Below are 13,229 nucleotides of genomic sequence, written 5' to 3'. Positions count from 1 at the left end.
TTAAAACCCACTTTCTTTTTTCTGACTGAAATATGTAGAAATTTCTTTTATAAAAGGCTCAAAATGAATAGGACCCACATTACTTTCATTTTGACTAATAGAAAAAGGAATCATTTTCTCAATAATATCTGCTGTCAATCTAACAGAGTCTTTCAAGCTGTCACCAGCGATTCGACTGGCAGTAATGATTGAAGCAACAGTGTCTCCAGTTCCAAATATGTAACCATCAAAATACTCGTGAACTACAAGTCCTTTTTCACCCGATTGGCTGGCATAGTAGAAACCTAAGCGATTATTATCACTTCGATCATCTTTAGCTCCTGTAATAATGACATTTTTACAACCTAAAGTTAATAATTCATCGGCGATATCAGCAATCTCATTTAATCTGAAGTCCTCTTTGTAGTCTCGTCCTAAAATCAAACAAGCTTCTGTTAGATTGGGCATGACTAATTCTGCATACGGTATTAATTCACGCAAATGATGAGCGACGTCTTGATCAAAACCAGCATAGAACTGACCATGGTCCCCCATAATCGGATCCATATATAATGCAATGTTTGGATTGATTTCTTTTTCTTTTAAAAGATAGGTTTTCAAATCATCTATCTGCTGAGTATCAGCAAAATAACCCGTTAAAATTGCATCAAAATGATAGTCAACTTGCTGCCAATGGTGCAGCATTTCTTGATAAGCATTTCCCATGGAATAACGAACTAAATCCCCTTTTTCTCCAGCATGCGAAGAAAGGATTAAAGTTGGCAAAATAGTAGCTTCTAATTGGGCAGCAGCTAAAACTGGCAAATTAATTGAACCCGCTACTCTTCCGGCACCAGGAATATCATTAACAACTAAAATAGTATTTGAATAATTATTGCGATTAAGTGAAAACATAAGAACCCCCTACATTTATATAATCATAGTACCTCTTTTAAGCAAATAAATAAAGATAATTCATACTAAAAAAATAGCAGAGACATTGTCTCTGCTAGGGTGAGTGGTTTATCTTGTTTATAAAACTGTTTCAATATCAAAAAACTCTCTGTCTTGCGATTCAGCCACGGCAATGGATGTTAGATGTCCAAGATAAGTATTGATACCTAATAAAATCGCATCATTTTGCTTGGCAGCTTCTTTAATGCCTGCCCTAGCAATTTCTTTAGCATATTGTAAAGTAGCATTGGTCAAAGCAATGGTGGAAGTTCTTGGGACAGCTCCTGGAATATTAGCCACTGCATAATGAATAATATCATGTTTAAGGAAAATCGGTTCCTTATGAGTAGTTGGTTTAGTTGTCTCAAAGTTTCCACCTTGGTCAACTGCAATATCAATTAAAACGGAACCTGGTCTCATTTCTTGAATGGTTTCTTCTTTAACAAGAACTGGTGCACGGCGTCCAGCTATTAAAACTGATCCGACAACTACGTCTGAATCGATCACAGCTTTATGAATGTTTGTTTCATTCGACATCAATGTCTGTACACCATTACCAAGAATATTTTCAATCTCAGCCAAACGTTGTGGATTAATATCAAGAATTGTCACATTAGCACCTAAACCGTAAGCCAATTTAGCGGTATTAAAACCGACAACCCCTCCACCAATCACTGTCACATTGGCACGACGAACACCTGGTACACCACCAAATAAAATACCTGGACCACCGTGGTTCTTTTCTAATAAACGCGCTCCGATTTGAACAGCCATTCGACCGGCTACTTCAGACATGGGTGTTAATAAAGGAAGTGTCCCCTTATCGGCAACCGTTTCATAGGCTACTCCAATCACACCCTTATCGAGCAAGGCTTGTGTTAATTCTAGTTCAGGAGCAAGATGTAAATAGGTAAATAGAATGAGTCCTTCATAAAAATAGTCATATTCCTCTTTAACTGGCTCTTTCACTTTAATAACCATTTCTGCTTTCCAAACTTCTGCAGCTGTTTCAACGATACTTGCTCCAGCATCAATATATTCATGATCAGTAAACCCTGAACCCAATCCAGCCTCTTTTTCAACAATTATCTCATTTCCAGCTGAAACAAGTTCTTTAATATTATTAGGGGTGAGTCCTACACGATCTTCATTTGCTTTCAATTCTCTAGGTACTCCAATTTTCATTAATAAATCCCTCCTTTGTTTTTTTATTATACCACATGCTCTTTTCATCACAAATAAATTATATGATTATATCTTAAAATTTAAAGGGCCCAGCTTCTGAAGTTGGGCCCTTTTCTTAGTTATTCTAAATATGCTTTTTAAGCACCTCAGTCAAACGATCTTTATCATGAAAACCGACAAGTTTTTCTACAACCTGTCCATCTTTTTTTATAACCATGGTTGGAATGGACATAATACCGAATTCACCGGCTATTTTAGTTTCTTCATCGACATTCATCTTGAAGAAATTTACTTGTCCTTCCATCTCTTCTGATAATTCATCAATAATTGGAGATTGCATGCGACACGGTCCACACCATGGTGCCCAAAAATCTACAATGCTTACTCCTTGTGCTGTTTTCGTTTGAAATTCTGAATCTGTAATTGCCTTAACCATCTTAAAGCCCCTTTCACTAATCACGTTGATAGATGTATCTTAGCACATCAAAAAGGTCTTTGACTATTTATATGCTTACTAACTAATCGAAGTAAACCCTTGTTGAACCATCTCCTCCAGCGTTTGGTGGGGAGTATTCGAAGTGATCGACATGAGGATGATTGCTTAATTGATCTTTGACACCCTGTCTCAATGCTCCTGTACCCTTACCATGGATAATGGTGACCAGTGAATGGTTGGATAGAAGAGCTTGGTCTAAATACTGTTTCAACTTACTCATCGCTTCTTCGTACCTCAAACCACGTATATCTAAAGTCGTTTTTACCTTAGATCCAGCTTGCCTTTGTACATTAACCTTCTGCTTAGGCTCAACCTTACCAATCGGTTTTAGCTCGTCAGCCGCAATCTTCATCTTAATAATGCCCATTTGAACAACATACTCATTTTTTTCAACTTGTTCAAGCACAGTTCCTCTTTGTCCATAGGATAAGACCTCGACATCATCGCCCACCTGAATCTTTTTAGACTTTTTAACCCGTTTTAAGACTTTATTCTTTTTCAAGTTTTCTGGTTGTTTTAATTGATCAAAAGCCTTTTTCTTGTCGATTAAAACATGTTCTTTAATGGTTTGATTTTGTCCTTGGACTAACTGTAAGTCTCGAATTTCTTGCAGCAATTCTTCGGCCTCTTTTTGAGCTTGTTCCACTTTCTCATTAGTCTGACGCTTAGCTTTTTCAACTAAGTCATGCTTTTGCTCAAGATAGCGGTCATATTCAGTTCGTAAATCTTGCCATAAGAGTTCTGCTTTTTCTAAGAAAGCTTGAGCTTCTTTATTTTTTAGCTCACTTTCTCTTCTTTCACGCTCTAATTTAGCAACCATTTCGTTCAAAGATTGACTATCTTGTGAAATTCCTTCTTGAGCCCCCTCTAATATATCTTGTCTCAAGCCTAATCTTCTTGAGATTTCAATAGCATTGGACCGACCAGGTACACCTATCATTAAGCGATAAGTTGGCGATAAGGTCTGAACATCAAATTCCATAGAGGCATTAATTGTTTTTGCTCGTTCATGGGCATAAACTTTTAATTCCGGATAATGAGTTGTTGCTAAAACAGTAGCCCCTACTTTCCTTAAATAATCTAAAATAGAAATAGCTAAGGCTGCACCTTCTTGCGGATCAGTTCCAGAACCGAGTTCATCAAATAAAACGAGGGATTGATAGTCTGCTTCTTCGACTATATTCACAATATTCGTCATATGACTGGAGAAGGTAGAAAGAGACTGCTCAATGGACTGCTCATCTCCAATATCAGCATAAATCGATTGGAAAACGCCTAATTGAGAACCAGAATCGCAAGGAACATGAAGTCCTGATTGTCCCATTAATTGAATGAGACCAATCGTTTTTAAAATAATCGTCTTACCACCGGTGTTAGGACCTGTGATTAAGAGAATATGATAGTTTTCACCAATTAATATATCATTTGCTACAATATCGTCCGAATCAATTAAAGGATGTCTGGCTTGCCATAGAGCTACTTGGTTATCAATTGAAAAAACAGGCTTTGTCGCCTTAATCGCTTTAGCATACTCAGCTTTAGATTGAATAAAATCTAATTGGGCAATCATGGATTGATTATGTTTAATTTCTTCAACATAAGGCGCAATCATTAAAGATATTTCAAGAAGAATTCTTTCAATTTCGGTACGCTCATCTATCTCCAATTGGGCTAAGCGATTATTTAACTCCACAACAACCTTCGGTTCCATAAAGACTGTCTGACCAGTTGCTGACTGATCATGAATGGTACCACCAAATTGACCTTTATACTCCGCCTTAACGGGTAGAACATAACGATCGTTCCTGATAGTTATTAAGCGATCGCTCAACTGATTCCCTTTAGTTTTTAGTAATTGATTCAGTTGGTTGCGGATTTGATTTTCTGTTTGACTTTGATTTTTTCTAATAGCTGCCAATTGAGTGGATGCGGAATTTAAAACCGCCCCCTCATCACTTACCGTTGATTGTATTTCTTTGATAACTTGTGGAAGACTCACGCATTGATCCACCCAATACTTCAATGAAGGATAGATTTTTTCTTCAGCTTCTAAATCAGCAAAAAATTGTGTTACTTGATTGGTAGTAGTCAATAGGCGGCCAATTTGTCCTAACTCCTTAGGGTTTAAAGCAGCTGAAATCTCCAGCCGTCTAAAGGACATACTTAACGCTACTAAGCGAGGAATAGGTATGTTCTTACCTTGTTGAAGAATTGCTAAATTTTCTTCCACTTCCTCTTGCCATTTTTGAATTGTTTCCAAATCGGTGGATGGCTGCATTTTGAGAATCTTAGATTTAGCCATCTCGGTATTTGCAAAGTGGGAGACTTGCTGAATAATTTTATGATACTCTAATTTCTCCAAAGTTTTACTATTAGTCATCAAAGATTCCCCCTTTCCTATTAATAATCATTAGGATCCCAAGCCAAACTTCCCTACAAAGTCGGTCAAAATAGGCGTGGAATCCACCATTCTAAAAATCAATGGGTTGTTAACAAATTGCTGTTGGATAAATTCTATAGGAATTAACGATAATAAGTATAAAACCATAAATACGATAAAATAGACAACAGCGAAATTGAGTACACCACCAATTAACCGATTACTAATATTTAAAACACTATAATAAGTTACTTTGGTAAATAAAATGGATAATACATTCGTTAACAACCAGCCGATTAACCAGATAATTAGAAAAGTAATCAATTTATAGAAAGTTTGATCGAGTAGAAAAGTTTGAGCTTCCGTATATAGAGCGAGTTGACTATCTGGTTGGACAGCTGGAAATGGTATAATCATCTCCACCCACTTGCTCAAAACATCAAAATATTGTGTAGCAATGATATAGGTAATAATATAACCTAACAATCTTACAATCTGCATAATCATTCCTGACCGATAGCCAGAGTAAAAGGCGAAGGCCAAAATTAAAATTACAATAACACTTAACATAAAGTACCCCCTCTAATGATTTCCTCATTAGTCCTGTTCAAAAAATTCATAATCATTCTATTTCTTTAAAAATTAGCCTAAGCCTAGTCTTTTCTCTAGCGCTGCAATTTTTTCTTCTTTTGTAATCTGGTCTGAAATAGCATTAATTGCCATCAAAATAGCGCGATCTTCTTGAGTCAAATTGGGATCAAGTTCTTTTAATTGTTGTAATTGTTGAGTCAGTAATTGAACAACTGCATCCATGTGCTCTCTCGAACGATGACCCACAATGGTATAGACTCTGCCTTCAATCAATGCCTTATAACGGTTCTTCTCTTCCATGTAATCTCCTCTTTAAGCTTGATTCTCCCACTATTTTACCAAAAGTCCCTCTATAATGCACCTTTCCTATACGAATATTAAAGAAGATGGTAAACTGATAATTATGATAGCCAATTCATAAAAGGTGGGATATAAATGAACAGCGTCACTCTCGAAGTAAACCCAGCAACTCTTAAAGTTATGGAAGAAAATTACCAAAGACACTTAATTGACCCCGTTCCCTATAGCCTCTTTAGAGCTAAATTAGCTTATGTAACCATTACAGCTTATAAATCTGGCAAAGTCCTCTTTCAAGGAAAAGCAGCTGAAGAAGAAGCGCGAATATGGGCTAAAGACTTGCCTCAATCAATCCACACGAATTTTCTCGAAAACAACACTCATTTACCTGACCGGATTCAATTTAAGAATTTAATTGGGTCGGATGAAGTGGGAAACGGATCTTACTTTGGACCCTTGACTGTATGTGCAGTCTATCTTCCTTTTGAAAAACAAGAATTAATTAAAGAACTTGGCGTAAAAGATTCTAAAAATTTATCTGATCATGAAATCGAAAGCATTGCGGCTAATCTCATACACTCAGTTGATTATCATTTAACAATTGCTAATCCACAAAAATACAATCAAATGATTAAAAAATATAATGCTAACGGACTTAAGGCGAGATTACATAACTTTACTATTAAAGAACTATATAAAAAACTATCTCCTGAACAGAAAAAGCAACTTGATGGAGTAATAATTGATCAATTTACGTCAGAAAAGAATTATTACCAACACTTAAAAAACGAAAAGGAAGTTTATCGCGCCCATGTCTATTTTGCTAAAAGGGCCGAATCTATTCATCTGGCCGTTGCTTGTGCTTCCATTATTGCAAGAGATGCCTTTGTTAAAAAACTTCATTCGCTCGGTGAAACTTTTGGCGGCAAACTACCTTCAGGGGCAGGCAGAAATGTTGATCTTTATGCATCAAAATTAATCGACCGCTATGGGATTGAAAGTCTCAATCAAACAGCTAAACTCCATTTTGCTAACACACAAAAAGCTAAAAAGTTAAGCAAAAAATATCGTCATTAAGAAAAAGCTGCCGATTTTTATCGACAGCTTTTTTATAGTCAATGCGAGGGGCATTTATCTAGTCAATTGTAGTTTCAGGAATATTTTCCAGTTGATTGATTAATTTTACATAGCGAATAAATTTAGCTATACATTTTTCTAAATGGTCAACTGTTTTAGGGTCGGTAATGTTCCCTTCAGCATCAAATTTATTTTTAGCACCACCTAGTAAAAATTCATTTCCAGGGAAGACATAAGCATCCACTCTAGGAGACTCCAAAATTTGATCCATATGTAATTGAGCACGCGAGGTCCCTTGTTCCAAATAGGATGCTCCAATAACATACACAGGCTTATGAATAAAAGGTGTAACTTTATAAGATAGCCATTCAATTGTAGATTTTAAAGCAGGTGGAACAGTATGGATATGTTCTGAGGTGGCTATTAATATACCATCCGCTTGAAGTATTTTTTTATTTAATAACTGAATCGCCGGATGATCTGTTTGATCATTACTAGCATCAAACATCGGAATTTGGTTAATTTCAAGAATTTCTAATTCAAAATATTCAGCAAAGTGCCGCTTTATATACTGTAATAATAAACGATTAGACGAAAATTCTGCATTAGAGCCTACGATTCCTACTAATTTCATATTATCCCCCCTTACTCTTTAGCTTCGAACTGTTGATGATAGAACTTGCGAGCTTCATCCACATTTGCTTGATGCCTTTCTTGTAATAGTTCTGTGACACCAATAAATTGAAGAAAATCATTAAAATAAGCTTCTAACTGATTGACCTTATCTGGGAAAACTAAATTCCCTTCTTTATCAAAAGCCTCTAAAGAGTTCCCCATTAAAAATTCACAACCAGGCATAAGCATTGCACGAATAACTGGTGCATTCATAATTGAACGCAGGTGTTGTTGGGCTCTAGAAGTCCCTAAAACACCATAGGAAGTTCCCACAATCATTAAAGGTTTATCCACAAAAGGAAATATATTATAAGATAACCAAGATAAAGCGTTCGTCAAAGCGGCTGGAATAGAATGATCGTACTCTGCAGTAGCAATAACCACCCCATCGGCTGCCTCAATTTTTTCAGCCATTTCAATGATTACCTCAGGTAATTTTCCATCCGCTGGTTTATTAAAGATTGGCAGGCCTCGAACTTCAAGTAATTCGATATTCGCTCTATCTTGAAAATGTTTTTGAATAAATTGTAATAACTTACGATTGGTAGATTCCGTAGAATTATTTCCAACGATGCCAACAATTTTCTTCATATTATTATACCTCCATAGAATAGTATTCCTAATTAGAATAAAGATAATAGCGTCAAGAAAATAGGGGGTAAAAAGATTGCCGGTGTATAATTTAAAATCTTTAATTCAGTAATATTTAAAATATTCATGCCTAAGCCAATCAATAATAGTGACCCTACTGCAATAATCTCATTTACCACTGCTACTGATAAAATAGGAGCTAAAAAGCCTGCTAAGATTACTAATAAGCCTTGGATGATTATTACTGGAATTGCCGATAGTAAAACACCTGCTCCCAAAGATGAACTCAATAGAATGGCGGTAATGCCATCTAAGATAGACTTGGTATAGAGCGTGGTATTATCACCGGTTAATCCACTTTCTAAAGATCCTAAAATAGACATTGAACCAATACAAAAGATCATTGCTGCTGAAATAAAACCTTGCCCTAACTGACTATCAGATCCTGGTTTTGATATTTTTTTTTCAATTAATGAAATCCCATAAGTTACCTTTTGATCAATATCAATTGATTCCCCAATCATTGCTCCTACAACAACTGACAAAATCATAACAATCGTATTTTCTCCAGCTAAGGTGCCATCAATTCCAATTGCGAGCACGCATAAAGCAATACCATGCATCAATCGCTCATGGATTTTTACAGGGATTCCTGCCTTTAAACCCATACCGATTAAACTACATATAACGATTACGATACCATTAATAATTACACCCATCTTAACAAATCCTTCACATAAAATTAAGAGCATCCAAAGGATACTCTTGCTTGACTGGCGTACTATCTCACCTTGACACTTAATTATTATAAAGATAAATTCATGATTTTTCCATAGAAAACCAAGAACTAATTTTATTTTAATAATTGATTGGAATTTAGTAATTTATCAACTTGATCTTCTGCAGCAAAACCATCCTGCCCATCTTCAACCAAACACATATCAATTAAAGTTTCTTTAGAAAGCGATTGGTTCTTTAAATCATCACCATATAAATTAGAGTGTTTGCGGTAAATACGATATAGTTCTGTTACGATCACTTTAAGTACTGCAAAAGCAGGAACACCTAGAATCACACCCGTTACACCAAATATGCGCCCCGCTCCTAACAGAACAATTAAAATTGTAACTGGATGGATTTTTAAATTCGAGCTAAGAATTTGCGGTTGAATAAGTCTTCCTTCAACTAAAGCCTCAATCCCTATAACCAATAAGACCTTTATTAACATAAAAGGAGAGGCAATTAAACCAATAATTATGGCAGGAATAGCGGCAATGACTGACCCAATATAGGGAATGACATTAAGAAAAGTAGCAAGTACTCCTAAAGTAATCGCATAGTCTAGGCCTATAATGGAAAAACCAGCAGCGAAAATCATGCCCACAATAATTGCAACAATAATTTGGCCACGAATATATTGACCAATCTGATAGTGAGATTGATAAATCATAGTCTTAGTCGTTTCTCTATAGCGATCAGGAATATAATAAAGTATTTTAGGGAATAGCTTATAACCTTCTAATAAAAGATAATAAAGTAAGACAGGAATAGTAACTAAGCCGGTTACAACCGTTGAAACCGTACCTATCACGCTACCTAATCCACCAAAAGTCGATGTAATTAGCGGTTGAATTTGCTGGATAAGTCCGTTTAAATCAACACTCCCCTCTTGATTAGCCAGATTAGGAAAGACTTCATTAAAATCAGGTAGTAAAGGAAGCTTGTTAAAAACATCTTGAATTCCTGCTACATATTTAGGTAAATCATTAATAAATGAGCGCGTCTGACTTTGTACTATCGGCACGAGTGTAGCTACACCCCAAGTTACTAATAATGAGAGGCCAATAAAAATTAACCATATTGATAAATGACGGTTTACACCGCGTCTAGAGAGTTTAACCACTAAGGGCGAGAACAGATAGTACATAATGCCCGTTCCAATGAAAGGAAAGGCAAAGAAGTTCAAGAAATCAAAGAGTGGTTGAAATAAATAAGAAATTTGTGTAAAAGCATAGATTGCCAAGACAATTAAAATAAATTTTAATAGCCGAATAACATTGCGATCATTCAAGAATTCTGACTTAAATAAAAACTGATTTAATTTTCGCATCAATACCCTCCTATCCTATATGAATTCATCTCAATCATACCACAAATAGAATTAAAATGATTGGCTTAACTACGATATAAATCTACCCTTATGCTATAATACTTTTGAAGAAGAAAGGAGTCCATCTTATGAAAGAAAAATATTTTTTAGGTGGTTATACCCGTCGAGTTAATGAAGGATTAACATCGATCACTTTTGATTCTCAAAAAGAAACTTTCACAGAAAGAGAGTTAATCGATACAATTCAAAACCCCACCTATCTTGCCCTCTCAAAAGATAATCGCTATTTATTTACAATTGAAAAAGAAGAACCTTTTTCAGGAGTGGCAGTATACAAAAAAAAGCATAATGATACCTGGATTAAAAAAAATTATTTTTATCACACCAAAGCAGCAGGATGTCATCTTTTCTATTTAGATTCTAAAAAAGTCCTCTACCTATCAAACTATCATGAAGGCACTATAGAAATCTATCACTTAAATGATGATGAAATAAAACATATACAGACTGTTACCCACGATGGTTCATCTGTCCATCCTAATCAAACTCAGTCTCGTATCCACTTTACCTCTACTTTCAATCAAGATAAGTTTCTTTATGTTTGTGATTTGGGTAGTGATAAAATTTATGTATATTCCTTAGCTGAGAATGGCTCAATCTCCCATCTTGAGCAATCTTTAAATATTCCAGCTGGAACCGGTCCACGGCATTTAGCAATCCATCCTAATCAGAAATTTATCTACATTATTGGTGAGCTGAATAATACCACGATTTTATGTCATCTAAAACAAAATGGCCATTTAGAGATTATTGAAAGTTATCATAATATTCCAACCGATAGTCACCCAGAAGCCACCGGAGCTGCAATTAGAATTTCAAAAGATGGTAACTTTTTATATGTTTCGACACGCTATCAAGATCAAATTACCCTCTTTGGAGTGGATAAAACTAGCGGTAAGTTAAGCCTTCTACAAAGTATTTCATCATATGGAAAGGTTCCAAGAGATTTCTGCTTATCGCATGATGAAAAATATTTGATTGTGGCTCATCAAGATTCTGATTACCTCACTTTATTTAAGAGAAATTCTGCAAGTGGAATAATTTCTTTAACCGATACAAAAGCTTATGCTCCTGAATGCGTTTGTATATTAGCATTAAATAATAAGTAAATTTCATTAAAAAATATATTCAAAAAGTTAGTGATTAGTTAAAAATCAAAATGATTAGCAGATTCAATAGAATTTGCTAATCATTTTTTTGATAACCTTTTACCTTAATGTCACATACCCAATTTCTTGTCCTTTAGTAACTGAACCGCTAGCAGTAATCTTAAACTCATCGATGACCTCTGAACCATTAACAAAGATAACTAACATCACATTATCCTTACCTGCTGCTTCAATTTCTTGATAATCAACTTCTGAAACAGCAGTGGTTGGTGTTAAGTTATCCCCTTCATTAACCAAAGTATTAAAAGGCTTACCTTCTAATTCCACCGTATCTAATCCCATATGAAGTAGTAATTCTAAATTTTCTATTTGTATTCCCATCGCATGTTTAGTCGGAAAAACATTCATTAATTTACCCTGAACTGGTGAGTAGATGGTTGATTGACTCGGTTGAATAGCGTAGCCATCTCCCATCATTTTCTGAGAAAAAACTTGATCGTTGACTTCTTCTAAAGGAATTATTTGACCATCACAGACAGCATGTAAGCTGATTTTTTTAGCTTTTTTCTTAAATAACCCAAACATTTTATTCCTCCTCTTGACTTAATTTTATCATATTTCTTCACAGACTCCTATTTTAAGAATTGACCACATAGTGACATTTGTTTAATTGTTAGCTATAATAAGCGAGAAAAAGATCACGAGGTGATATATAGTGCAAAACCTAGAATGGATGGAATTATTAAAAATTATTTTCTTAAGTATTGTTCAAGGAATTACAGAGTGGTTACCCATTTCTTCAACTGGACACTTAATTTTAGTTGAGGAATTTATTCAATTAAATCTCAATCCAAATTTTGTTGAAATGTTTCGAACTGTTGTACAATTTGGTTCAATTTTAGCTGTAGTCGTCCTTTATTTTAATAAACTTAACCCTTTGGATTTTAAAAAGTCTAGCCAAGAAAGAAAAAATATCTGGGTAATTTGGTTTAAAGTTGCTTTTGCTACCCTGCCAGCAGGATTTCTGGGCCTATTGATCAATGATTACATGGAAGAGTATTTTAATACTCCTTATGTGGTCGCTGCTGCCTTAATCATTTATGGTTTTGCTTTCTTGTGGATTGAAAATAAAAAGCCAGCTCGTCATGCTAAACAAGTTAATACTCTTAAAAAGATTTCTTTCCCTACGGCTTTTAAAACCGGTCTATTTCAGGCCTTGTCTTTAATTCCAGGTACTTCACGGTCGGGGTCAACCATCCTCGGTGGACTTTTATTAGGAATGGAAAGAACAGTTGCGACAGAGTTTTCTTTCTTTATGTCAATACCTGTTATGTTCGGAGCTTCTTTAGTTAAGTTAAAAGACTTTGGCTTTGCTTTTACTAGTGCTGAACTTGTTTACCTCTTGGTAGGTATGTTTGTTGCCTTTCTTGTTTCCTTAATCGTCATCCGTTCACTTCTTAAATTCATCAAAACGAATGACTTTAAACCTTTCGGTTACTACCGTATTATTTTGGGTGCCGTTGTCATTTTGTATTATTTATTTAAGTAAACTAAAAGAAATAAGAGTTGACCCTATAGTGACCCCAAGAAGTTGGACCAGAAAGATGCGTACATGTTATATGTGCTTGTCTTTCTTATTTTATTGTTTTCTAAGCAGCTTGAAGTGATTGGCGATAAGCAAATCGGGCTCAGCCAGATCAGGCTTTAAGATACAAAATATATACT

Annotated in this window: 14 protein-coding genes; 3 read left to right on the top strand and 11 right to left on the bottom strand. The window is 35.2% G+C overall.

Features of this window, described 5'->3' with window-relative positions; translation table 11 throughout:
* The 6 genes from ACQV2Q_RS01225 to zapA form a co-directional block, all read right to left on the bottom strand.
* Entirely contained in the window at window positions 1–894 is an 894-nt protein-coding gene (locus tag ACQV2Q_RS01225) for a bifunctional hydroxymethylpyrimidine kinase/phosphomethylpyrimidine kinase (protein ID WP_428872965.1), read from the bottom strand.
* A gap of 117 nt (window positions 895–1,011) precedes the next feature.
* Complete coding sequence (gene ald, locus ACQV2Q_RS01220) at window positions 1,012–2,118, bottom strand: alanine dehydrogenase (protein ID WP_428872963.1); 1,107 nt, start codon at window positions 2,116–2,118, stop codon at window positions 1,012–1,014.
* A 124-nt stretch (window positions 2,119–2,242) separates the two neighbouring features.
* Window positions 2,243–2,554 (bottom strand): thioredoxin, encoded by a 312-nt coding sequence (gene trxA, locus ACQV2Q_RS01215; RefSeq protein WP_428872961.1) that lies wholly within the window; start codon window positions 2,552–2,554, stop codon window positions 2,243–2,245.
* An 82-nt stretch (window positions 2,555–2,636) separates the two neighbouring features.
* On the bottom strand, window positions 2,637–4,994 hold the full coding sequence (locus ACQV2Q_RS01210; RefSeq protein WP_428881703.1) for an endonuclease MutS2: 2,358 nt from the start codon (window positions 4,992–4,994) through the stop codon (window positions 2,637–2,639).
* 30 nt (window positions 4,995–5,024) lie between these two features.
* Entirely contained in the window at window positions 5,025–5,564 is a 540-nt protein-coding gene (locus ACQV2Q_RS01205) for a CvpA family protein (RefSeq protein ID WP_428872958.1), read from the bottom strand.
* 72 nt (window positions 5,565–5,636) lie between these two features.
* On the bottom strand, window positions 5,637–5,885 hold the full coding sequence (zapA, locus tag ACQV2Q_RS01200; protein ID WP_428872956.1) for a cell division protein ZapA: 249 nt from the start codon (window positions 5,883–5,885) through the stop codon (window positions 5,637–5,639).
* A gap of 135 nt (window positions 5,886–6,020) precedes the next feature.
* On the opposite strand from zapA, the gene rnhC reads away from it, so the two are divergent.
* Window positions 6,021–6,959, top strand: a complete 939-nt coding sequence (gene rnhC / locus ACQV2Q_RS01195; protein WP_428872954.1) for a ribonuclease HIII — start codon at window positions 6,021–6,023, stop codon at window positions 6,957–6,959.
* A gap of 58 nt (window positions 6,960–7,017) precedes the next feature.
* Here the strand turns inward: rnhC and ACQV2Q_RS01190 are convergent, their stop codons facing one another.
* The 4 genes from ACQV2Q_RS01190 to ACQV2Q_RS01175 all read right to left on the bottom strand — a co-directional run bounded on the left by ACQV2Q_RS01190 (window position 7,018) and on the right by ACQV2Q_RS01175 (window position 10,335).
* Window positions 7,018–7,593, bottom strand: a complete 576-nt coding sequence (locus tag ACQV2Q_RS01190) for an NADPH-dependent FMN reductase (protein ID WP_428881702.1) — start codon at window positions 7,591–7,593, stop codon at window positions 7,018–7,020.
* 11 nt (window positions 7,594–7,604) lie between these two features.
* The gene (locus ACQV2Q_RS01185) at window positions 7,605–8,225 is read right to left on the bottom strand and encodes an NADPH-dependent FMN reductase (protein ID WP_428872950.1); all 621 of its coding nucleotides are present in this window, start codon (window positions 8,223–8,225) and stop codon (window positions 7,605–7,607) included.
* Between the two features lie 32 nt (window positions 8,226–8,257).
* Window positions 8,258–8,977, bottom strand: coding sequence for a DUF554 domain-containing protein (locus tag ACQV2Q_RS01180; protein WP_428872948.1), 720 nt, complete (start codon window positions 8,975–8,977; stop codon window positions 8,258–8,260).
* 101 nt (window positions 8,978–9,078) lie between these two features.
* Window positions 9,079–10,335, bottom strand: a complete 1,257-nt coding sequence (locus ACQV2Q_RS01175; RefSeq protein WP_428872946.1) for an AI-2E family transporter — start codon at window positions 10,333–10,335, stop codon at window positions 9,079–9,081.
* Window positions 10,336–10,463: 128 nt separating this feature from the next.
* Between ACQV2Q_RS01175 and ACQV2Q_RS01170 the strand changes: the two genes are divergently transcribed.
* Window positions 10,464–11,504 carry a lactonase family protein gene (locus ACQV2Q_RS01170; RefSeq protein ID WP_428874648.1) on the top strand — a complete coding sequence of 347 codons (1,041 nt, stop codon included), beginning with the start codon at window positions 10,464–10,466 and terminating at the stop codon, window positions 11,502–11,504.
* Window positions 11,505–11,603: 99 nt separating this feature from the next.
* On the opposite strand, the gene ACQV2Q_RS01165 is transcribed toward ACQV2Q_RS01170, so the two are convergent.
* Window positions 11,604–12,089, bottom strand: coding sequence for a PTS sugar transporter subunit IIA (locus tag ACQV2Q_RS01165; protein WP_428872944.1), 486 nt, complete (start codon window positions 12,087–12,089; stop codon window positions 11,604–11,606).
* 148 nt (window positions 12,090–12,237) lie between these two features.
* On the opposite strand from ACQV2Q_RS01165, the gene ACQV2Q_RS01160 reads away from it, so the two are divergent.
* Window positions 12,238–13,053 (top strand): undecaprenyl-diphosphate phosphatase, encoded by an 816-nt coding sequence (locus ACQV2Q_RS01160; RefSeq protein WP_428881759.1) that lies wholly within the window; start codon window positions 12,238–12,240, stop codon window positions 13,051–13,053.
* The last annotated feature ends 176 nt before the right edge of the window (window positions 13,054–13,229 follow it).

Origin of the sequence: Facklamia sp. P12950 (assembly GCF_050409465.1) — a bacterium.
In the GTDB taxonomy this organism is placed as follows: Bacteria; Bacillota; Bacilli; order Lactobacillales; family Aerococcaceae; genus Facklamia.
This window is presented reverse-complemented; position numbering and strand designations above follow the sequence as displayed.

What these genes read in the sequence shown, in the direction of transcription:
- ACQV2Q_RS01225 (WP_428872965.1), bottom strand. Translation starts at nt 894, where the DNA reads ATGTTTTCACTTAATCGCAATAATTATTCAAATACTATTTTAGTTGTT.
- ald (WP_428872963.1), bottom strand. Translation starts at nt 2,118, where the DNA reads ATGAAAATTGGAGTACCTAGAGAATTGAAAGCAAATGAAGATCGTGTA.
- trxA (WP_428872961.1), bottom strand. Translation starts at nt 2,554, where the DNA reads ATGGTTAAGGCAATTACAGATTCAGAATTTCAAACGAAAACAGCACAA.
- ACQV2Q_RS01210 (WP_428881703.1), bottom strand. Translation starts at nt 4,994, where the DNA reads ATGACTAATAGTAAAACTTTGGAGAAATTAGAGTATCATAAAATTATT.
- ACQV2Q_RS01205 (WP_428872958.1), bottom strand. Translation starts at nt 5,564, where the DNA reads ATGTTAAGTGTTATTGTAATTTTAATTTTGGCCTTCGCCTTTTACTCT.
- zapA (WP_428872956.1), bottom strand. Translation starts at nt 5,885, where the DNA reads ATGGAAGAGAAGAACCGTTATAAGGCATTGATTGAAGGCAGAGTCTAT.
- rnhC (WP_428872954.1), top strand. Translation starts at nt 6,021, where the DNA reads ATGAACAGCGTCACTCTCGAAGTAAACCCAGCAACTCTTAAAGTTATG.
- ACQV2Q_RS01190 (WP_428881702.1), bottom strand. Translation starts at nt 7,593, where the DNA reads ATGAAATTAGTAGGAATCGTAGGCTCTAATGCAGAATTTTCGTCTAAT.
- ACQV2Q_RS01185 (WP_428872950.1), bottom strand. Translation starts at nt 8,225, where the DNA reads ATGAAGAAAATTGTTGGCATCGTTGGAAATAATTCTACGGAATCTACC.
- ACQV2Q_RS01180 (WP_428872948.1), bottom strand. Translation starts at nt 8,977, where the DNA reads ATGCTCTTAATTTTATGTGAAGGATTTGTTAAGATGGGTGTAATTATT.
- ACQV2Q_RS01175 (WP_428872946.1), bottom strand. Translation starts at nt 10,335, where the DNA reads ATGCGAAAATTAAATCAGTTTTTATTTAAGTCAGAATTCTTGAATGAT.
- ACQV2Q_RS01170 (WP_428874648.1), top strand. Translation starts at nt 10,464, where the DNA reads ATGAAAGAAAAATATTTTTTAGGTGGTTATACCCGTCGAGTTAATGAA.
- ACQV2Q_RS01165 (WP_428872944.1), bottom strand. Translation starts at nt 12,089, where the DNA reads ATGTTTGGGTTATTTAAGAAAAAAGCTAAAAAAATCAGCTTACATGCT.
- ACQV2Q_RS01160 (WP_428881759.1), top strand. Translation starts at nt 12,238, where the DNA reads ATGGAATTATTAAAAATTATTTTCTTAAGTATTGTTCAAGGAATTACA.